The 22,442-nt window shown below is 38.2% G+C and carries 17 protein-coding genes; 7 read left to right on the top strand and 10 right to left on the bottom strand.

Translation table 11 applies throughout. The annotated features are described in order from the left end of the window. Positions 1–48: 48 nt before the first annotated feature. The 3 genes from ADIARSV_RS07440 to ADIARSV_RS07430 form a co-directional block, all read right to left on the bottom strand. Positions 49–1,053, bottom strand: a complete 1,005-nt coding sequence (locus ADIARSV_RS07440) for an NAD(P)H-dependent glycerol-3-phosphate dehydrogenase (protein WP_016194834.1) — start codon at positions 1,051–1,053, stop codon at positions 49–51. Positions 1,054–1,200: 147 nt separating this feature from the next. Then, on the bottom strand, positions 1,201–2,541 hold the full coding sequence (locus tag ADIARSV_RS07435; protein ID WP_016194833.1) for an efflux RND transporter periplasmic adaptor subunit: 1,341 nt from the start codon (positions 2,539–2,541) through the stop codon (positions 1,201–1,203). Between the two features lie 18 nt (positions 2,542–2,559). Continuing rightward, positions 2,560–4,008, bottom strand: a complete 1,449-nt coding sequence (locus ADIARSV_RS07430; protein ID WP_040299424.1) for a TolC family protein — start codon at positions 4,006–4,008, stop codon at positions 2,560–2,562. A gap of 45 nt (positions 4,009–4,053) precedes the next feature. Here ADIARSV_RS07430 and ADIARSV_RS07425 point away from each other — a divergent pair, with 45 nt between their 5' ends. Together ADIARSV_RS07425 and ADIARSV_RS07420 are read left to right on the top strand one after the other, a co-directional pair. Further along, the gene (locus ADIARSV_RS07425; RefSeq protein ID WP_016194831.1) at positions 4,054–4,671 is read left to right on the top strand and encodes a polysaccharide deacetylase family protein; all 618 of its coding nucleotides are present in this window, start codon (positions 4,054–4,056) and stop codon (positions 4,669–4,671) included. A 184-nt stretch (positions 4,672–4,855) separates the two neighbouring features. Continuing rightward, positions 4,856–7,123: an aconitate hydratase gene (locus ADIARSV_RS07420; RefSeq protein WP_016194830.1), complete on the top strand. Its 2,268-nt coding sequence runs from the start codon at positions 4,856–4,858 to the stop codon at positions 7,121–7,123. Positions 7,124–7,226: 103 nt separating this feature from the next. Here ADIARSV_RS07420 and sucD read toward each other — a convergent pair whose 3' ends face one another. Both sucD and ADIARSV_RS07410 read right to left on the bottom strand, forming a co-directional pair. Then, positions 7,227–8,105 carry a succinate--CoA ligase subunit alpha gene (gene sucD, locus ADIARSV_RS07415; RefSeq protein WP_016194829.1) on the bottom strand — a complete coding sequence of 293 codons (879 nt, stop codon included), beginning with the start codon at positions 8,103–8,105 and terminating at the stop codon, positions 7,227–7,229. 59 nt (positions 8,106–8,164) lie between these two features. Then, positions 8,165–9,940: an ABC transporter ATP-binding protein gene (locus ADIARSV_RS07410; RefSeq protein ID WP_040299423.1), complete on the bottom strand. Its 1,776-nt coding sequence runs from the start codon at positions 9,938–9,940 to the stop codon at positions 8,165–8,167. Between the two features lie 512 nt (positions 9,941–10,452). On the opposite strand from ADIARSV_RS07410, the gene ADIARSV_RS07405 reads away from it, so the two are divergent. The 4 genes from ADIARSV_RS07405 (at position 10,453) to ADIARSV_RS07390 (ending at position 14,356) form a co-directional block, all read left to right on the top strand. Further along, positions 10,453–11,550, top strand: coding sequence for a porin (locus ADIARSV_RS07405; RefSeq protein WP_235048381.1), 1,098 nt, complete (start codon positions 10,453–10,455; stop codon positions 11,548–11,550). 91 nt (positions 11,551–11,641) lie between these two features. Then, complete coding sequence (locus ADIARSV_RS07400) at positions 11,642–11,968, top strand: hypothetical protein (protein WP_040299421.1); 327 nt, start codon at positions 11,642–11,644, stop codon at positions 11,966–11,968. Positions 11,969–12,056: 88 nt separating this feature from the next. Then, positions 12,057–13,631, top strand: coding sequence for a SulP family inorganic anion transporter (locus ADIARSV_RS07395; RefSeq protein ID WP_016194825.1), 1,575 nt, complete (start codon positions 12,057–12,059; stop codon positions 13,629–13,631). 11 nt (positions 13,632–13,642) lie between these two features. Further along, complete coding sequence (locus ADIARSV_RS07390; protein ID WP_016194824.1) at positions 13,643–14,356, top strand: carbonic anhydrase; 714 nt, start codon at positions 13,643–13,645, stop codon at positions 14,354–14,356. A gap of 49 nt (positions 14,357–14,405) precedes the next feature. On the opposite strand, the gene gcvP is transcribed toward ADIARSV_RS07390, so the two are convergent. From gcvP to ADIARSV_RS07370, 4 genes are all read right to left on the bottom strand, one after another. Continuing rightward, positions 14,406–17,285: an aminomethyl-transferring glycine dehydrogenase gene (gene gcvP, locus ADIARSV_RS07385; protein WP_016194823.1), complete on the bottom strand. Its 2,880-nt coding sequence runs from the start codon at positions 17,283–17,285 to the stop codon at positions 14,406–14,408. 304 nt (positions 17,286–17,589) lie between these two features. Further along, positions 17,590–18,324, bottom strand: a complete 735-nt coding sequence (locus ADIARSV_RS07380; RefSeq protein WP_016194822.1) for a pyridoxine 5'-phosphate synthase — start codon at positions 18,322–18,324, stop codon at positions 17,590–17,592. A gap of 60 nt (positions 18,325–18,384) precedes the next feature. Then, positions 18,385–19,701 carry an adenosylhomocysteinase gene (gene ahcY / locus ADIARSV_RS07375; protein ID WP_016194821.1) on the bottom strand — a complete coding sequence of 439 codons (1,317 nt, stop codon included), beginning with the start codon at positions 19,699–19,701 and terminating at the stop codon, positions 18,385–18,387. Between the two features lie 243 nt (positions 19,702–19,944). Beyond that, positions 19,945–20,196: a DUF805 domain-containing protein gene (locus tag ADIARSV_RS07370; RefSeq protein WP_016194820.1), complete on the bottom strand. Its 252-nt coding sequence runs from the start codon at positions 20,194–20,196 to the stop codon at positions 19,945–19,947. A gap of 512 nt (positions 20,197–20,708) precedes the next feature. Here ADIARSV_RS07370 and ADIARSV_RS07365 point away from each other — a divergent pair. Beyond that, positions 20,709–21,725 carry a DNA/RNA non-specific endonuclease gene (locus ADIARSV_RS07365; protein WP_016194819.1) on the top strand — a complete coding sequence of 339 codons (1,017 nt, stop codon included), beginning with the start codon at positions 20,709–20,711 and terminating at the stop codon, positions 21,723–21,725. 164 nt (positions 21,726–21,889) lie between these two features. On the opposite strand, the gene ADIARSV_RS07360 is transcribed toward ADIARSV_RS07365, so the two are convergent. Further along, positions 21,890–22,442: IS66 family transposase (locus tag ADIARSV_RS07360; protein ID WP_152439805.1), on the bottom strand; the 553-nt coding region annotated here is incomplete at its 5' end.

Here is a 22,442-nt window from a genome sequence, read left to right as displayed (position 1 = left end):
ATTATTTTTTGAATTAACAATACAGTCCCTTGTAAGTTTGATAAAAAATCAGGAAAGTTGATCTGCCAGCAATTTCATCTCAATAGATGGAGAGTGGCCCTCGTATAAAATAGCATAAACTGCTCTGCAAATAGGCATTTTTACTTTAAATTGCTTGTTGATATAGTGTAATGACTTAGATGCATAATAGCCTTCAGCAACCATGTTCATCTCTAACTGGGCCGATCGTACATTATATCCTTTGCCTATCATATTTCCGAATGTTCTATTTCTACTGAACTGAGAATAGGCAGTAACTAATAAGTCGCCCAAATATGCTGATTCTTTAATGTCACGGTCAATGGGATGCACAATATCTACAAAACGACTGATTTCCCTTATTGCGTTTGAGATAAGAACAGATTGAAAATTATCACCGTAACCTACACCATGACAAATTCCACTAGCAACAGCATAAATGTTTTTTAGTACAGCTGCATACTCTGTTCCATAAATGTCGTCAGATATATTCGTTTTAATGTACCGTGTATTTATAAGCGCTGCAAATTGAGTAGCTAATTCACAATTAGGCGAGGCGACAGTTAAATAGGATAACTTCTCTAGTGCCACTTCTTCTGCATGACAGGGACCGCTTAGAACAATAATATCCTCAAAAGGAACTTCAAATGTTTTGTTAATGTATTCCCCGACAATCATATTATATTCGGGAACAAAACCTTTTATTGCTGAGATAACCTTTTTCCCTTTGAAGCTGGATGGCGATAAACAGGATAGCGCATTTTTTAAAAAGGCAGCGGGGATATTTAACAGGATGATCTCACATTTAGATACAATGTCATTTAAATCATTGCTGATATTTTCAGTTGGAACTTTGATTTCAACCGAGCTTAAATAACTCGCATTATGCTTGTACGTTTTTATATACTGGATATTTTCCTTGTCCCGCATCCACCAGAATATTTCTTTTGGACTGTGATTATCGGATAGCATTTTAATGTTTGCTGTTGCCCAGCTTCCTCCTCCGATAACTGCTATTTTTATAATTTGATCCATAATTGATATACACGCAAGTTTACGAATTATTAGGTATAACTGTAAACTCTAGTGTTAAAGAAAAAGGTACTGTTTCGTTGGAAACAGTACCTTTTTCTTGTTGATTACCCGAAAGTTCAGGTAATTAATTATTTATGGATGATAAAACTACTTTTTAGCCTCACCTTCAAATAATTTATCCTTACCTACCTTTTCCACAACTAAACTATCCTTTAATGTTTTTGAGATAGCACTAAAAGGTGCAGAGACAATTTCTTCATTTTCTTTAAGTCCTGACAATACCTGTATGTAGGTGTCGTTCTGAATGCCTGTAGTAACAGCAATCTGTCTTACCAGTCCATTTTTATAAACAAACACATATTCTTTCACATCAGGTTTGTCTTTGTCTTTTTTAGGCGCTTTGTTAACATTCATATTTAGATCTTCCCTGGTAGTAACCGATTGGATTGGTACGGCAATCCCTGAAGCTTTTTTGGTTTGGATATCAACCGTAGCTGAAAGACCTGGAAGAAAAGGAGATTTTTCTTTATCCCTGTTTTTCATGTATGAAGCATAAGATTCGGGCAGTATCCTGATTTTAACACTGAAGTTAGTCACCTGATCTGTGCTTTCACCAACAATATTTGCTGAACTTGCAATTTCAGTTACCTTTCCCTGAAATTTCTTTTCCTGAAAAGCGTCGACTTCAATATCTGCAAGGTTGCCAATGGCGACACGATTAATATCGTTTTCGTTCACATTCACGTTCACTTCCATGGAGTTGAGATTAGAAATGCGCATGATTTCTGTACCCGCCATTTGCGCAGTACCAACAACTCTTTCCCCAAGTTCTACAGATAGTTTCGATACCACACCATCTACCGGAGCATAAATAATGGTACGATCCAGATTATCAGCAGCCTCTTTAACCACAGCCTGAGATTGTTCAACACCATATTTGGATCCAATAATATTTTGTTTTAATGCTTCCAGATTAGCTTTAGCACTTTGATATTCAGCTAATGCCACATCATTTTCAGCCGCAGAGAGAACTTTTTGTTTATATAACTCAACACTTCTTTTATAACTCGCCTGAGTGTTTCTGAAAGTAGCTTCAGCTTGTAAAAGTTGTTGTTGGGCACCTGCTAGAGAGGCACGCTGTGTATTAAGCGATGCAACTGCCCGATTATAACCTGATTGCAAAATATCAGGTCTGATCTTACATAAAAGCTGGCCCTTCTTTACCACATCACCTTCCTTTACTTCAAGTTCCACGATTTCACCCGATACTTCAGAGCTTAACTTGACTTCAATTTCTGCTTGTACTTTACCACTCGCTGATACTGTTTCGGTAATATTCCTTTTCTGCACCTTTTCAGTTGCAACCATTGTCTTATTACCAGATCCTATCCACCCCATTTTAAAAGCAATTCCTAACACAACGATTAATAGGACAACGCCAATAATTACAAACTTAAGGGTGCTTTTTTTCTTTTTTTTCTGTTCCATTTTTATGGCGTTTCTATCTTAAAATGTTAGTGGTTTACCCAGGTAAAAATCTATAATTTTATTTCTAAAGATAAGATCATATCGTGCCTGAATGACATCAAATTCTTTTTGATTGAGATCTGTTTGAGCCTGATTGAAGTCTAAAGAATTAACCAAACCTACATCATATCTTTTACTTATCGCATCAAAAGCTGCTTTAGAAGATTCGAAGGCACTGTTTGCTGATCTAAACCTGCTATCTGCAGCCCTAAGATCAGTTACTGCCTGATAAATGATCTTATTGAAATTATTCCTGGCAAGCTGCTCTGTTACCTGTGCATTCTGATACGTAATTTTTGCCCTCCGTACGTTTATACGAGCAGAATAGCTGTTGAAAATTGGAATACTGAGTGTAAATCCAAGCGCTTGATTAAAATTCTCATTCAACTGATCTTTAAAATTTGTTGGCTCATATGTATTATTGTATTCCGGAGTTAGTACACTTTGATTCGTTCCTTCCAAAAAGCCGATTACTGTATTTTGGCCGGTAAGCTCAGTGCCTACCAAGTGCTGCCGGTTGTTTGAATAGCCTGATCCAATACTTCCCTGAAAGGTAAGTCGGGGATATAAGGACGATTTGGCAACATCAACAGCTTTTAAAGAAGCAAGAGTGCGATTCTTTGCCAGTTGAATATCAGGATAATTGTCAGCCGCTTTAGTGTAAATTTCCGCGGCAGCATAATTAGAATTAATATCTCCTATTTGATCGATTACAGGCTTTTCAACACTGAAATCTTGTGCAGGATCTCTTTCCATTAGTTGGGCAAGATTAAGCTTGGCTATATCCAGTTGATTTTTTGCATTGGTTACATTCAATTCTGCTGTAGCAAATTGAGCCTTAGCCTGCGATAAATCTGCCAGCGTTTTACTGCCTACCTTAAATTGTTTGTCTTCTCTGTCCAGTTGCAACTGTGATAGCTGCAATTGTTGCATTGATGCCTTAAGTAAATCTTCATAGCTCAATACCTGCAGGTAAGTGGTAACAACGGTAAGTGAAAGGTCATTCTTTATCTTCCTCGTATTGCTTTTATCGGCCTCTAACTGATATTTAAATTGTGATATTTGATGCCATAGTCTGAACCCCTGGAAAATGGGTACCGAAGTACTTAGTGATCCATTTGAATTGGTGGTTTTTTGATTGACAAACTGATAAGTCAAAGGATCTACATTTCGTCCAAAGTTAAAATTCAGATTTGCTCCTCCATTTAAAGTAGGATAAAAGTATAATTTTGATTCAATCAAATCCTCTTTTGATAAAGATTCACTGAGCTGAGCTTGTTTAATTTGTAAATTGTTTTTTAATGTAAGGTCTACAGCCTGTTCCAGTGTAATCTTTTCCTGGGCGTTGGCAATACCTGAAATAAGCAAACAACATGCAATTGCAAGTGTAGCTATAGGATGGTTATAGGATTTTTTTTTGATGGTCATTCCTCAACTAATAAATTTGTAGTATTGCACGTATCCTAACATAATATGTATCTCGTAAAAACTCCTGCCTGGCTAAGATTAATCTATCCTTCTTTAATATGGAGGAAGTTAAACGATTCAAATACAATATATATCACCTTTGACGATGGTCCTATTCCCATTGTTACACCCTTTGTCATAAAAACGCTAAAATTATATAATGCGCCCGCTACGTTTTTCTGTATAGGTGATAATATACGTAAGCATCCTGAAGTATTTCAGCAGTTGATAAATCAAGGTCATCGTATTGGAAATCATACCTTTAATCATTTAAAAGGTTGGATAACAGATGATGAGGTTTATCTTCAAAATGTAAAAAAATGCAATCTATTAGTGAAATCTAACCTGTTCAGACCTCCTTACGGGAAGATAAAAAGGTCGCAGATTGGGCTTTTGAAAAAGGAGTATCCCGATTTAAACATTGTAATGTGGGATATATTAACGGGTGATTTTGATCAGAGTCTAAGTCCTGAAACCTGCCTCAAAAGAGTGCTACATGCTACAAAACCGGGGGCAATTATCGTTTTTCATGATAGTTTGAAAGCTTTAGAGCGACTGCAATATGTACTTCCAAGAGCATTAGAATATTGGACCCAAAAAGGGTATCAATTTGAAAAACTCTAAAACGAGGACTTATTACCATATAACTTAAAAAATCGGCTCTAAATATTTCTGTTAACAAGAACTTTTCCAAATAATAATTGTCCTATCTTGATGGGTGACCTGTCATCCATTTTTTGTAATTTCGCAAGAACTCACCTCAATAGGGTTGAGTTTTAAATGTAAACCCCTTAATAATAAACTCATAATGGCATTTGATATAGAAATGATCCAGAAGGTTTACAGCAATTTGGAAAGCCGTATTGAAGCTGCCAAAAAAGTTGTTGGAAAACCTCTTACCCTAACAGAAAAAATTCTTTATTCGCATCTATGGAATGGTAATGCCGAAGAAGCTTACTGTCGTGGAACTTCTTATGTTGATTTTGCACCTGACCGTGTAGCTATGCAAGACGCAACGGCTCAAATGGCTTTGTTGCAATTTATGCAAGCGGGCAGGCCTCAGGTTGCAGTTCCTTCTACAGTGCATTGCGACCATTTGATCCAGGCAAAAATAGGAGCTACTGAAGATTTAGAAATTGCGAACAACACGAATAAAGAAGTATACGACTTCCTTTCTTCGGTTTGTAATAAATACGGACTTGGTTTTTGGAAGCCAGGAGCAGGGATCATTCATCAGGTAGTATTAGAAAATTACGCTTTCCCCGGTGGATTGATGATTGGTACCGATTCGCATACCCCTAATGCAGGTGGATTAGGCATGATTGCTATAGGTGTTGGTGGTGCTGATGCTTGTGATGTTATGGCTGGTTTCGCTTGGGAATTAAAGTTTCCTAAACTAATCGGTGTTAAATTAACTGGTAAGTTGTCAGGCTGGACATCTGCTAAAGATGTTATCCTGAAGGTGGCGGGTGTGCTAACCGTTAAAGGTGGTACAGGTTGTATCGTGGAATACTTTGGTGAAGGAGCACGTTCTTTATCTGCAACCGGTAAAGCTACTATCTGTAATATGGGCGCTGAAATTGGTGCTACTACATCTGTTTTTGGCTACGATGAAAAAGCGGAAATCTATTTACGTGGAACAGGAAGAGCCGAAATTGCCGATCTTGCTAACCAGGTAAGTGTTCATTTAACAGGTGATGATGAAGTATATGCTAACCCTGAACTTTATTTCGATCAGGTAATAGAAATTGACCTTGACACACTTGAACCTCATATTAATGGTCCCTTTACTCCAGATTTAGCATGGCCTATTTCTCAGTTTGCAGCAGCAGTTAAAGAACATAACTGGCCGGCAAAACTTGAAGTTGGTTTAATCGGTTCTTGTACCAACTCTTCATACGAAGATATTACAAGAGCAGCATCTCTGGCTCAGCAAGCAGTAGATAAAAACCTGATCGCAAAAGCAGAATATACAGTAACTCCGGGATCGGAATTAGTGAGATATACCGTAGAACGCGATGGTTACCTGGATACATTTGAAAAGATTGGTGGTGTGGTACTAGCGAATGCTTGTGGTCCTTGTATTGGCCAATGGGCTCGTCATACTGATGATCCTACCCGCAGAAACTCTATTATAACCTCGTTCAACAGGAACTTTGCCAAACGAAATGATGGTAATCCAAATACACATGCTTTTGTAGCGTCTCCTGAGATTGTAACCGCTTTAGCTATTGCCGGCGACTTAACATTTAATCCGCTAACAGATTTTCTAATCAATGAAAATGGCGAATCGGTTAAATTGGAAGAACCTCAAGGTATAGAAATGCCGATTAAAGGGTTTGCTGTAGAAGATGCAGGTTACCAGGAACCAGCTGAAGATGGTACTGCTGTTGAAGTACTTGTTGATGAAAAATCCAGCAGACTGCAACTTCTTGCACCTTTCCCTGCTTGGGAAGGCGTTGATATTAAAGGGCTGAAATTATTAATTAAAGCAAAAGGCAAGTGTACTACCGACCATATTTCTATGGCAGGACCTTGGTTGAAATTCAGAGGCCATATTGACAATATTTCTAATAATATGTTAATAGGTGCGATGAATTACTTTACTGATCAGACCGATTCAGTGAAGAATCAGTTGACGGGTATATATGGCCCTGTTCCAGCTACTCAGCGTGCATATAAAGCAGCGGGTATCGGAACAATCGTAGTGGGTGATGAAAACTATGGAGAAGGATCTTCACGCGAACATGCTGCTATGGAACCTCGTCATTTAGGCGTTCGGGTTATATTGGTTAAATCTTTTGCCCGTATCCATGAAACGAATCTTAAAAAACAAGGAATGCTGGGTGTCACCTTTGACGATCCTACTGACTACAATAAGGTTCAGGAAAATGATATAATTGATATTGAAGGATTGACTTCTTTTGCTCCTGGAAAACAGCTTCACGTTGTTCTTCATCATGAAGATGGAAAGTCAGAGTCTTTTGCTGTTAACCATACTTACAATCAACAACAGATTGAATGGTTTAAAGCTGGAGCAGCTCTGAATATCATAAGGATGAAACAAGAGTTTTAGACGATTCAGTTAATCTAATAACAACAAAGTCCCGGTCAATCAACCGGGACTTTGTTATGATATAGATAAATGAAGAATATTATCTAGCTATTTAAAAATTTCCTTAACCTAGCTTAGCAAGTTCTTCAGCCATTGCAGCACCTATTTCAGCAGGTGATTCCACTACACGGATTCCACATTCTGTCATAATACGCATTTTAGCAGCTGCAGTGTCATCAGCACCACCTACTATTGCACCCGCATGGCCCATTCTACGTCCCGCAGGAGCAGTCTGGCCAGCAATAAAGCCAACTACAGGTTTAGTGCCATTTTCTTTAATCCACAGAGCCGCTTCAGCTTCCATTCCGCCACCAATTTCACCAATCATGACGATTCCTTTTGTTTCAGGATCTTCCATGAGCAGTTTAACCGCTTCAACAGTTGGTGTTCCAATGATCGGATCTCCACCAATACCAATGGCAGTGGTGATTCCTAATCCTGCTTTTACAACCTGATCTACTGCTTCATAAGTCAACGTCCCTGATTTAGAAACAATGCCTATTGAGCCCTTTTTAAAGATAAATCCTGGCATAATACCAATCTTTGCTTCATCAGCTGTTATTATTCCCGGGCAGTTTGGACCAATAAGGCGACAATCTTTACCTGATATATATTCCTTAACAAGGATCATATCTTTCGTTGGAATACCCTCAGTTATACAAACTATAACTTTAATACCAGCTTCAGCTGCTTCTAAAATAGCATCGCCCGCAAAAGCAGGAGGTACAAATATGATAGAAACATCAGCACCAGTTTTTTCAACTGCCTCTTTAACAGTGTTGAAGACAGGTCGGTCTAGATGGGTTTGTCCTCCTTTTCCTGGAGTAACACCACCTACAACCTGTGTTCCGTACTCAATCATTTGGGTCGCATGATAAGTACCTTCATTTCCGGTGAAGCCCTGAACAATAACTTTGGAATTTTTATTAACTAATACACTCATTGGTCGGATTTTAAGATATGCAAAACTAAGAGATTAGCTTAATAAGCCAAACCTTTTTGTCAGCTTACCGTAGATTTTTTAATTCCAGCCGAATTAAACTGCAGATCGAACAAACGTTTATAGAATCCGTTGAGCTGCAGAAGTTCCTGATGGGACCCGATTTCCTGAATCTCTCCCAGATCCAGCACGATTATTTTATCGGCATTTTGTATTGTAGACAGCCTATGCGCAATCACAATAGAGGTACGACCCTTTACAAGCCGCTGTAGCGTAGATTGAATTAATAATTCGGTTTCTGTATCCACTGATGATGTTGCTTCATCTAATACCAGTATTTTAGGGTTGTAAATTAATGCACGGATAAAAGAGATGAGCTGCGCCTGACCAGCAGATAGAGTTGATCCCCGTTCCATTACGTTATAATCGTACCCACCGGGTAGTCGCTCAATAAATTCATGGGCACCTGCCTCTTTAGCAGCAGCAACTACATCTGCTTTAAGAATGTTTGGGTTCCCTAGAGTAATATTGTTTTCAATCGTATCGGTAAAAAGGAAAACATCCTGAATCACTGTGGCAATTTTGGAACGGAGATAAGGTAAGGAGTAATCTCTGATATCACGGTCGTCAATTTTAATACTGCCTTTCCCAATGCTGTAAAACCTATTCAGTATGTTGATAATGGAGGATTTGCCTGCCCCGGTAGCACCCACAATAGCCAGTGTTTCACCTGGTTTTACTTTGAAACTGACGTCTTTTAAAACCCATTTCTCTTCGGTATAGGCAAACCAGACATGTTCAAAGGATATAGAGCCGGTAAAGATCTCCGGACTGTAGTCGCCTGTATTCACTTCCTCTTCTTTGCTGTCCAATAAAGTAAATACACGTTCGGCCCCAACCATACCCATCTGAAGGGTGTTAAATTTATCTGCCAATTCACGTATAGGACGGTATAATAGGTTGATATACATGATAAAAGAGACGATCACACCTGGTGACAGGTCGTTTTCTATGATAGACTTCGATCCGTACCATACCAGCAAACCAATGGATAGTGACGATATAACTTCTACAACAGGGAAAAATATAGAATAATACCAGTTCGACCTGATGTTTGCATCTCTATGTTTGGCGTTAATCTTTTTAAACTTGTGCATCTCCTGGTTCTCACGCGCAAAATATTTTATAATGCTCATCCCGGTAATATGCTCCTGCAAAAAAGTATTCAGGTTGCTTACCTGACTGCGGACATCCTGAAACGCCGATTTAATGGCTTCTTTAAATACATAGGTAGCTAACATCAGCAGAGGCATCGGGGCCAACACAATGAGTGTCAGTTTCCAGTCCACATAAAGCATTACTCCAATGATGGCAAATACTTGCAATATATCACCAACAATTACAATCAGTCCTTCGGAAAATATATCAGCAATCGTTTCCAGATCAGAAACGGTACGTGTGATGAGCTGCCCGATAGGTGTACGGTCAAAAAAACGAAGTTTTAATTTAGTGATATGATTAAATACATGGATTCTTAAGTCGCGGATAGTTGACTGGCCAAGTACATTGGTTAGATACGTATGGAAATATTGAATGATCGTTTGCAGAATAAGTAAAATGAACAGAACGATGGTCATGAAAACTAATCCCTGCGAATCATTTTCAAATACATAATGATCGAGTGCATATTGAATCAGAAAGGGGCGGAGTGGAGCTACTATGGCTAGCAGTATAGTTAGTACCACACTCCATACGAACATCTTATGGTAAGGTTTGATATAGAGGTATATCCGTTTTAATAAGTTTATATCATAAGCTTTTCCGCTAATCTTCGCCATCGATCAATTCTTTCGCTACAAAATTACGATTTTTAGAGTCAACACTGTATTAAGGCTATTAGGAATTAAAATAAAAATTCTAGTTTTCTAGTTTATAATAGAAAATAGCATAAGTAAATAAGCATAGCTTTTTAATTGATGTGTAGAAAAATAGGAATTGACCTCACCTACTCCCCAATTAACTCATAACCGAGAGGAGAAGCTACGGTTTAGGTGAATAGAATTGCACTTTAGTTATATATCAGATACGGTATTATCTCGCCTTAATATAGATATACAGCTTTTGTATTATTATAGGATTTAATAATTAACGTTTTTAAACATAAAATTAATTACTTAACATTAATTTAATCTTCAGGCCAATAATGTTAAGTAATCTTAATAATTTTACTTTTTTAAGATTAACTAATAATGCCACAGATTAAGCACACCTTTTTATCCCTGTTATTTTTTTTATTATCCTTAATGTATTTGCGCAAGGTGAAGTAGATGAACGCCCAATGATTTTTAAAATGAAAGGACTAGAAGTTGCAACCAAAGATTCCTCTTTCTATGCTAACTTTCGTTTCAGAATGCAAAACAGAATGGGTTTTTATACAAATGGTGGTGATGATTTGGGAATCTCAGAGTGGGATGCACGGGTAAGACGACTTCGGCTTCGGGTAGATGGATATGTACTAAGTCCTAAAATTGGCTATAGCATTCAGCTGGCATTTACACGAAGTGATCAGGACTTTGACAATACCGGAATTGCCAATATTGTTCGCGATGCAGTAGTCTTTTACCACTTTACCGATAAATTCTATATTGCTTTTGGGCAGAATAAGCTTCCCGGAAACCGCCAGAGAGTCAATTCATCCGGACAGCTACAGTTTGTTGAAAGATCAATCGTAAACGGAATTTTCACAGTCGATCGTGATTTCGGTCTAAAAGCCTATTACAACAATACGATTGCCGATATGCCATACCGTTTCAAGGCGGCAGTTACTACAGGCGAAGGTCGAAGCGTAAATGGTACAGACAATGGATTAGCTTATACCGGAAGAGTAGAAATTCTTCCTTTTGGCCTGTTTAAAAATGATGGTGATTATTCTGAAGGCGACCTCGAAAGAGAGGAAACTCTTAAACTAGCAATAGGAGGAGGGTATAGTTATAATGTAAAAACAAATCGTACAGGTGGGCAGTTAGGCAAAGAATTATATGCTCAAAGAGATATGGGAACGGCTATATTCGATTTAATCTTCAAATATAGTGGCTGGGCCTACGAATCCGAATTCCTTAAACGCAGATCAGTTAACCCCCTTACCTTTAATGCAGCAGGCGATGTTCGTTATGTATATGCAGGTTGGGGAAACAATAATCAAATCTCCTACTTGTTTAAGAATAATATTGAAACCGCATTCCGATATTCTATTGTTCAACCCGAACATCAAACCACTTTATACGAAAACAGAAAGGAAGTTGTTGAAGCAGGTTTATCTAAATATTTTAGAAATCATCGAATCAAAGCTCAATTTAACCTGAATTATAATACGGAAGAAGGTAATTGGAACATACACAGTACGAATAATTACTGGGGAGCCTTGTTTCAGGTCGAACTAGGGATCTAAATCATATATATAATTTAAGTGTAATTTCCTCGTTGATAAACATAAAACTAAAAGCTATTTTGTTAGTTTTGTCATAGATGTTATCACACACATGAGAAAAGCACTTGCTAAAAGACTCTTCAGCATATTTTTCTTGTCTATCTTTCTAAGTAAGATGGTGATTTCTATCGCACCCCTGATTATTGCTCATCTGGATTCAAGAAGCGTGAATAGTGTGATCATGCAACTGGAAATAGAGCATCCTAAATCAGTTGATGTTAAGGACACTGCAATAAAAGAGTTTTTAAATCTTAACACTTTTAACATAGCACCATTAAATCCTTTATTGATTTTAATGCCTGTTATTGTGATCTCTGATCATGATAAACATATTAGGTCCTTCTATCCTGTAGTACCTACCCCTCCTCCAAACGTCTGATTTTTGAGTTTATCTACGTATCAGCCTTTCTGATATAATATTGTTTATAAATACAAATTTACCTTCTTAAACTTAAGCAGATCAAATTATGCCTGCATCAAAGATTTTTGCGAGATATTTATCGCCTAAAAATTTAAAAAAAGACCTTCCTGCAAGCTTAGTTGTCTTTCTGGTAGCATTGCCTTTGTGTCTGGGTATTGCCCTTGCATCCGGAGCACCACTATTTGCCGGTTTATTAACCGGTATTATAGGTGGAATTATTGTTTCTACGGTAAGTGGATCTCAATTAAGCGTGAGTGGACCGGCTGCCGGCCTTACTGTAATTGTATTCACTGCAATAGCCCAGTTGCAAAGTTTCGACATTTTCTTGCTGGCAGTAGTTCTGGCAGGAATTATTCAAATCATATTAGGTTTTCTAAAAGCCGGTACAATTGCGAACTATTTCCCCTCTTCTGTAATTGAAGGGATGCTAGCTGCTATCGGTATTATTCTTATCCTAAAACAACTTCCCCACGCAGTAGGATATGATGCTGATTTTGAAGGAAATGAAAGTTTTGTAGCTGGGGCTAACAATACCTTCTCTGCGCTAACTGAGGCTTTAAGCCGGATTAGTTATGGTGCTGTCGTTATTAGTCTTATTTCTTTAGCTGTATTGATTTACTGGCCTAAGATTAAAAAGATAAATAGTATTCCAGCCCCTTTAATTGTTGTGCTAGTTGGGATTGCTCTAAATATCGTATTCCATGGAACTCCGTTGGCAATCAATGCTGAACATTTGGTTCAGGTTCCTGTTGTTGAGTCATTTGGTCAATTTACAAGCCTGTTTGTTACGCCTGATTTTAGTCAGATTACTAATCCCGCTGTATGGACAGTAGCTTTCACTATTGCGATAGTCGCCAGTTTAGAGTCGTTGCTGAGTTTAGAGGCTGTTGACAAAATTGACCCTTATAAAAGGGTTTCCCCAACCAACCGTGAACTTGTGGCACAGGGAATAGGAAACCTGACTTCTGGATTAATAGGTGGATTACCTCTTACAGCAGTAATCGTTCGCTCTTCAGCAAACGTGAATTCTGGAGGTAAAACCAAAATGAGTAGTGTATTTCATGGAGTTTGGTTACTGGCGTCCCTGCTTTTGATCCCTGGAATAATCAATAGTATTCCGCTATCCTGCCTGGCAGCAGTCCTATTGTTCACCGGTTACAAATTAGCAAACGTTCATCTTTTCAAGAAAATGTGGGGCGAGGGAAAGTCTCAGTTTATACCCTTTATTGTAACCATATTAGCCGTTGTATTCACTGATTTGCTTAAAGGCGTAGCGGTAGGGATGGTTATCGGTATATTTTATATTCTTCGGAATAATATGCGGAACCCATATTTCTATACCATAAATAGGGAAGGAGACAAAAAAGTTATCCATATGAAGCTTTCTGAGGAGGTATCTTTTCTAAATAAAGCGGCAATCTCGTACACTTTAAATAATTTACCACAAGAATCAGACGTTATTATTGACGGCACAAATTCCAGATATATCGATCCTGATGTACTCGAAGTAATACATAACTTTAAGCATTCAGCTTATTCCAGAGCAATTATTGTAAGGCTCGTAAATGTCAAAAAACAGTATGACATTCCACAATTAGAAGAATTAATATTCAAACTCTAAAATTAAAAAAAATGACAAAAGAAAATATGAATGCAGTATCAGTTAAAGAGCTGCAGGATACACAAAAATACACATACCAACAATTGCTTGAGGGAAATAGGATATTTGTGGAAAATGAATTGAAACAAGATCCTGATTATTTTAAAAAGCTGGCTGCAGGTCAGAATCCAAATGTACTGTGGATAGGTTGTTCCGATAGCCGTGTTCCTGCAAATCAGGTTACCAATACCAAACCAGGTGACATATTTGTTCACCGTAACATAGCAAATGTTTGTGTGCATTCAGATATGAACATGCTTAGTGTGCTGGATTATGCAGTAAATGTATTAAAGATAAAGCATGTTATTGTAGCCGGTCATTACGGTTGTGGTGGAGTGGCTGCGGCCATGACGAATCAACAGTTTGGCTTAATAGACAACTGGCTAAGACATATAAAAGATGTGTACAGGCTTCATTCTCATGAACTCGACTTAATTACAGATGATAAGCGACGTTCAAACCGTCTGGTAGAATTAAACGTGATTGAACAGGTTTTTAATTTGTGTAAAACTACGATTGTACAGAATGCCTGGCGCGAAAGAGATGATCTTGAGGTACATGGTTGGGTTATAGACATTAGTACCGGGAAAGTTAAAGACATGCACGTAAGTTGCAGTAATGCGGATAATCTGGGTAAGGTATTCGCTCTTAATAAGGTAGATAAAGTAAAAGAAACTCAAGAATAATATAAAGAAGGCCGGTACCATCATACCGGCCTTTATGTTTTAAAGTTGTTTAAACAGTAAACTCAGCATAGGCCTCAATAGGAGGGCATGAGCAGATCAAAGTTCTGTCACCCTGTGTATCATTCACTCTACCTACAGCAGGCCAGAATTTATGTTCGGCCACATAATGGAGTGGAAATGCCGCTTTATTGCGACTATATGCTTTCTCCCAAACATCCGCTGTAACAACCGATGCAGTATGAGGAGCATTTTTTAAGATGTTATCGTGTTTATCATCACCGTTCATCACCTCATCTACTTCAGTGCGAATGGCAATCATGGCATCACAAAAACGATCAAGCTCATGTTTGGGTTCCGATTCTGTAGGTTCAACCATCAACGTTCCAGCTACAGGAAAGGAGACCGTTGGTGCATGAAATCCATAATCCATCAATCTTTTCGCTATATCAGTCACCTCAACACCATCATGCTTAAACGCCCTGCAATCTAAAATCATTTCATGCGCACATCTTCCCTGGCTACCTGAGTAAAGAACAGGGTAATGGTTTTCCAATCGTGATTTAACATAGTTGGCATTTAATATGGCATATTTTGTTGCATTTGTTAACCCCTCAGGACCCATCATCGCAATGTAGGCATGCGAGATCAGAAGGATTGAAGCAGATCCCCAAGGCGCTGAAGAAACAGCTGAAATGGAATGTTCGTTGTTGATGTTTACTACCGAATGGCCGGGTAAATAAGGAACAAGATGTTTTGCCACACCAATTGGACCTACACCAGGACCACCTCCACCATGAGGAATACAGAAGGTTTTATGCAGATTCAGATGGCAAACGTCTGCACCAATAGTAGCCGGACTAGTAAGTCCTACCTGAGCATTCATATTTGCACCATCCATATAAACCTGACCACCATTCTGATGAATAATACTACAGATCTCTATAATTGCCTCTTCAAAAACACCATGAGTAGAAGGATAAGTAACCATCAGTGCGCAAAGATTCTCTTTATATTGAATTGCTTTGGCATTCAAATCTTCGACATCAATATTTCCGTTCGCATCGCACTTAATTACCACTACTTTTGATCCTGCCATAGAAGCAGAAGCAGGATTGGTTCCATGCGCAGAAGCTGGAATTAATACAATATTACGGTGACTTTCATTTCTACCAGCATGGTAAGCTCTGATCACCATCAATCCCGAATATTCGCCCTGAGCACCTGAATTAGGCTGAAGACTCATTTCAGCAAAACCGGTAATCGCACATAACCATTCATTTAGTTCAGAAATCACTTGCATATAACCACCAACCTGATCAGTGGGAGCAAAGGGATGAATTTTACTAAATTCTGCCCACGTTACAGGAAGCATTTCAGTAGTCGCATTCAATTTCATTGTACATGATCCCAAAGGAATCATGGAATGACATAAGGAAAGATCCTTAGCTTCTAACGACTTGATATAACGAAGCATTTCATGCTCTGCATGATGTGAATTAAATATTGGATGAGTCAGGTAAGATGAACTTCTTTGCAGTGCAGAAGGTATAGCTGAAACAATCTCCTTTTTCAAAAGATCAGGATTCGCATCATTCAGATGTTTCCCCTTCACCTTAGCAAAGAACTTGACGATCATTTTTACATCTTCAAGAGATGTTGTTTCATCAATAGAAATGGTTGCTTCAGTGCCATTGTAAGAAAAGTTCGACTCATTATTAATCGCTTCAGCATGAATAGAAGTACTCAGCTGACCCAGATCAAAACGTATAGTGTCGAAAAAGGAAGTATTAAGCTGTTTGTAGTCAAGCTTTTCAAGTGATGCTGCAAGTAGGGTGGTCAAACTATGAATCCGTACCGCAATATTTTTAATTCCTGTAGGGCCATGATAAACCGCATACATTCCTGCCATGATAGCAAGTAAAGCCTGTGCAGTACAAATATTGGAAGACGCTTTATCTCTTCGGATATGTTGTTCCCTTGTTTGTAAAGCCATGCGGAGCGCATAATTACCCGTATTATCAACCGTTACACCAATTATTCTTCCAGGGATATTTCTTTTGTATACCTCCTTGGTGGCAAAATAGGCAGCATGCGGACCACCGAAGCCCATTGGCACACCAAAACGTTGAGTTGAACCAACTACCACATCAGCTCCCCACTCTCCCGGAGGAGTCAGGATTGCTAAACTCATGATATCAGCAACTACAGTAAGTTTAATATTCCTTTCATGAAGCTCAGTTGCGAAGTTAGTATAGTCGTAAATACAACCGTTTCCTGCAGGATACTGAACAATTGCACCAAATATCATATCGTTCAGCTCAATAGTTTCATGATTACCAATCAAAAGCTCAATACCAAATGGCTTAGACCTGGTCTTCAGTACATCTATAGTTTGAGGGAAAAGATTTTCCGATACAAAGAAGATATTAGCCTGTGGATTTTTGCGTAAACCATATTGCATAAACATTGCTTCAGCTGCCGCAGTACCTTCATCAAGTAAAGAGGCATTTGCAATTTCCATACCTGTAAGGTCAGCGACCATAGTTTGGAAATTCAATAAGGCCTGAAGGCGTCCCTGAGATACCTCTGCTTGATAAGGCGTATATTGGGTATACCATCCCGGGTTTTCAAATATGTTCCGTTGAATAACAGGAGGGGTGATGGTATCGTAATATCCTTTGCCTATAAAAGACTTAAATACTTTGTTTTTTGATGCAGTCTGCTTTAAATCATTGATATACTCAAACTCACTCTTTGGTGCCGGAAGGTTCATCGGGCTTTTAAGCCTGATCTGTTCTGGTACAGTCTGCTGAATAAGCTCATCCAGCGAGTTGACACCAATTATAGCAAGCATTTCCGCTGTTCCTGTACCATCAGGAGCTATATGACGCGATTCAAATTTTTCTTTAAAATCAGTATTTAAATTCATGAAAATGAAGGATAAAAGACAATGCAAAGATAAGAAAATGGCGTGAATTAAGAGATAGGGTAGGTTTTGTAAGAGAGCTTCCTGTTTTTTGAGTTAATAATAGCAAATTGATATTTTTAACTCTTATACATTATTATATTATATAAAAATCAAAAGAAAGAAAACAATAATAGGTTCATAAAGGATTATGTATACTATTCTTTGGTAAGAACTGGATTGTATTTTTCGAAAATAAGACTCAATTAATGGAGAAAATTATAATTAACTGATATTTTGCGTATAAATACGTTCTAAAAGGGCTCGTTTAGCTCTTCAATTGATCTAAATATCGTTGAATGGTGACTTCAAGTCCCAAATATAGCGCATCACAGATCAATGCGTGCCCGATGCTAACTTCCAGTAATCCCGGAATATTTTGTGCAAAATAGCGTAAGTTATGTAAATCGAGGTCATGACCAGCATTTAAACCCAGTGAAGCTTGTTGAGCCACTTTAGCAGCTTGAAGATAAGGCGTAAGTGCCAATTCTTTATTTAACAAATAATTAGTAGCATACGATTCGGTATATAACTCAATCCGGTCAGTGCCTGTTGTAGCAGCAGCTTCAACCATTCTAGGATCAGGGTCGACAAAAAGAGATACACGAATACCCGCTTCCTGAAATACCGCAACGATATCTTTCAGATATTCCTGGTTTTTTATCGTATCCCATCCATGGTTGGATGTAATCTGTCCCAAGGCATCAGGAACCAGTGTCACCTGAGTAGGCTTATTAGCTAGTACCAACTGAATAAACTTCTCTTCCTGACAGTTGCCTTCAATGTTAAATTCAGTAGCAATAGCTGCTTTTAAATCGAAAACATCCTGATACCGGATATGCCGTTCATCAGGTCTTGGGTGAACAGTGATGCCCTGTGCACCAAAAGATTCACAATTCAATGCCGTCTGAACAAGATCCGGATTATTGCCACCTCTTGAATTACGCAGCGTAGCGATCTTATTAACGTTTATAGAAAGTTTGGTGTGTGGTAATTCAGTCATAGGTAAGAGTAAAGATGCTTACCCAGAAGTAAGCATCTTTTTGAAAATAAAAACAGATAATTAGTATCTGTATGTTTCTGCTTTATAAGGACCATCAACAGTAACGCCGATATATTCAGCTTGTTCTGGATCAAGTACATCCAGTTCAACACCAATCTTAGCCAGGTGAAGACGGGCAACTTTCTCATCTAAGTACTTAGGCAAGGTATAAACCTTATTTTCATATGCAGCGGTGTTAGTCCACAATTCAAGCTGAGCCAATGTTTGATTGGTAAAAGAGTTTGACATTACAAAAGAAGGGTGACCAGTTGCACAACCTAAATTTACAAGGCGACCTTCAGCAAGAACGATCACATCTTTACCATCAATGGTATACTTATCAACCTGAGGTTTGATCTCAATTTTAGTCTGACCATAGTTGCCATTTAACCAAGCCATGTCAATTTCATTGTCAAAGTGGCCAATATTACAAACAATAGCCTTATCCTTTAACGATTTGAAATGCTCAGCACGAACGATATTGCAATTTCCAGTACAAGTAACCACAATGTCAGCTTCTTTAACTGCAGTGCTGAATTTCTTCACTTCAAAACCTTCCATAGCAGCCTGAAGCGCACATATAGGGTCAATTTCAGTAACGATTACGCGAACACCAGCACTACGTAAAGATTCAGCAGAACCTTTACCTACATCACCGTATCCAGCAACAACAGCAACTTTACCAGCCATCATTACATCTGTAGCACGACGAATTGCGTCAACTAATGACTCACGGCAACCGTATTTATTATCAAACTTTGATTTAGTAACGGAATCATTTACGTTGATAGCAGGTAAATGTAAAGTGCCATTTTTCATACGTTCGTATAAACGATGAACGCCTGTAGTAGTTTCTTCAGACAATCCCTTGATTTCAGGAATCAACTCAGGGAACTTATCAAATACCATATTGGTCAAATCACCACCATCATCTAAAATCAATGTTAGCGGTTTGCGATCTTCGCCAAAATGTAGCGTTTGCTCAATACACCATTCAAATTCTTCCTCATTCATACCCTTCCAGGCATAAACAGCAACACCTGTAGCAGCAATAGCAGCAGCAGCATGATCCTGAGTGGAGAAAATGTTACATGATGACCAGGTTACTTCAGCACCCAGCGCAGTTAGCGTTTCAATTAAAACAGCAGTTTGGATCGTCATATGAAGACATCCCGCAATGCGAGCGCCCTTCAATGGCTGTGTTGGACCAAATTCTGCACGAAGTGACATTAAACCAGGCATTTCAGCCTCAGCCAATCCGATTTCTTTTCTTCCCCATTCTGCAAGGGTAATGTCCTTAACTTTATAAGGAACGTAAGTTGTCTCTACTGATGACATAGTGTTTTGTGTTAATTAATTAATATAAAGTAGGTTAGCGGTTGTTATATTGTGGTCTTGCACGCTATTTACACATATACATTTTTCGATCCTGCTTTCCACATCAAAAATAAGCAATACTTTAACCAATTTCAAAGGGTATTCGCGGTATGACTATTTAGTGATAATGGCATTAATATGATAATTTTTGGTTGTTTGAAAAACAATTCATTCGTAAATGCGATTTATTACGAATGAAGCTCGTTATAAAGCTCTATTTGGAAACATAGAAATGTAGGTAAAGTAACCGATACTATCCAGGTCATGACATCTTTTCGTGTTTTGCGCCAAAACAAACCAAAGTAAAGGAAGATATAATACTCCGACAATTTGTGCTCCATTTCCAATGGTCATAGTTTCGGTTATAATACCATTTGCAATTAAAGATAGTAAGATGCTAATTGCATATTCCATTCTTCTGATACGTCCTTCAAATGAAAAAGAGTTTTTAAACATGGTTTGATGATTTAAAACTATTGATTAAAGTTTGGCTTATTTAAGGATCTAATATACAAACTCTGCATACCATTTTCCGATAAAATCAAACCAATCGACCAATGGTATGCAGAGCGTTAATTTAATTTTGTATCGGGCCGAACATTCCTGTCCATCTCTACAATCCCGATACAATAATTCCGTTATGTGCCAAACCAAAAATGGGTTACTTTTTCATTCCTATTAAACCAGGCACCTGCGTTGTAGACGACTCTACTCGCTCCCGATTCAACACTCATTACTAAGCTGCTTTCGATTTAAAATTGAATTCCTATCCTGAAAGGTGAATGCTAAATTTAAATCTCTCTGTTGAACAAAAGTAAAATGTCCTTAAAGAAGAAGCGATTCTCAAGTCCAATCTTCCTAAATCTTCTCAATTATGTATGATTTTGTCTATTGTTTGCTAATTCGCTACATTCGTTCGTGGAAATTAAAGGAGAAATAAGCCTTTATATCTGCCAGTCCTTAATACAATGAAAAAATTCTATGCCTTACTTTGTGCTATACTTATCACAAGCATTGTTACCTATTCAAAATCAGAGCGAATTAATCTGTCTGCACGAAAAGCAGTTATTTCTGAAGATAACTCGTTAAAATTTCCTAAGAATAACCGGCTTGATATTAGTAAGTCCGCAACAATTAGAAAACTTGAAATCCCTAAATTAAAACCCAATGAATATGTGATCACACATGCCGCTTATTCGCTTTCTTACAACGAGCAAAACGAGCAAGCAAATTGGGTTGCCTATGAACTAACCAGTAAAGAAACTAACTCCATATACGAAAGAACGAATAAGTTCATTGTTGACTTACTCGTTAAAACCGGATCAGCAGATAATCAGGATTATTTAAAAAGCGGATATGATAGGGGACATCTGGCTCCTGCTGGTGATATGGGTTGGTCATCTACGGCTATAAGGGAATCGTTTTATTATAGCAACATGTCTCCACAAAACCCAAGCTTCAATAGAGGTGTTTGGAAGCGGGCAGAAGAACTAGTAAGGAGTTGGGCTGTTGATTATAAGTCGGTTTATATCGTTACCGGACCAGTACTGACCAAAGGCCTTCAAACTATTGGATCTGATAAAGTAGCAGTTCCGAATTTTTTTTATAAAGTTATTCTTGATAACAATGCTCCAGGCATTAAGGGGATAGGATTCATTATTCCCAATAAAGGCTCAAGCGAGTCATTGCTAAATTATGCAGTTAGCATTGACCAGGTAGAAAGAATCACAGGAATTGACTTCTTTCCATTACTACCTGACAAGCAGGAAGAACTTATCGAAAGTAACCTGAATACTACCGCATGGATCTGGAAAAGTTCCTCAACCAGCAGTAGTAGTAAGTCTGTTAGCAAGCGAAGAGTCAGCTCAGCACAGCAGAAAACTAACAGAATTGCAACTTCTGTTCAATGCTCTGGGACAACCAAGAAGGGTTTGCGCTGTCGGAATAAAACAAAAAATTCAAATGGTAAATGTTACTTGCATTAATGATTAAATTAAAACACTTATTAATCTCAGGCTTCCTTATTTGTATTAATGCTATTTGTTTATCCATTTAGATCTAAAATTATTCGTCGATTAAAAGTAAGCTAACACTACAGCACAGGTATGAATTTACAGCAAAATAGCCGTTTTTAGGGTTAATAAGGCAATTAGGCGGTTTTTAGGATAGTGTTTTCCTGTTTTTCTTCCAATGTTTCTTCTTGCAGTTTCTTCCAGTTTGGAGGTAAAAGTTCGTGAATTTTATCTGATGGATGTGTATTTATTCTTTTCAGAACATCTTCCATCCAGGTCATTGGGTTAATACCATGCAGTTTGCATGTTCCCATAAACGAGTATAGCATGGCACTTCTTTGTGCCCCATCATGAGAACCACTGAACAAAAAGTTGCGCCTGCCCAAAGCGATAGGCCTGATACTTGATTCAATAGGATTGTTGTCAATATTCAGCATACCGTTTTCCATATAAACTGACAACCGTTTGTGCCGTTTCATGGTATAGGCAAAGGCCTTGTAGATAGCACTGTTTTCTTTTATCAGGCCAGCGTTCTCTTCAAGCCATCTGCCAAAGTTTTCCCATATCGGTTTAGCCAGTTTCTGCCTTGCTTCTTTGCGTTCAGCACTGCTCTTGTCCTTGATATCGCGCTCAATATCATAGAGCTGACCAAACACATCCAATGCATATGCCGCCCTCTTTTGATCGTTA

The sequence above is a fragment of the Arcticibacter svalbardensis MN12-7 genome, from assembly GCF_000403135.1.
In the GTDB taxonomy this organism is placed as follows: Bacteria; Bacteroidota; Bacteroidia; order Sphingobacteriales; family Sphingobacteriaceae; genus Arcticibacter; species Arcticibacter svalbardensis.
The sequence above is the reverse complement of the archived record's forward strand: the minus strand, read 5'-3'. Positions and strand labels throughout refer to the sequence as shown.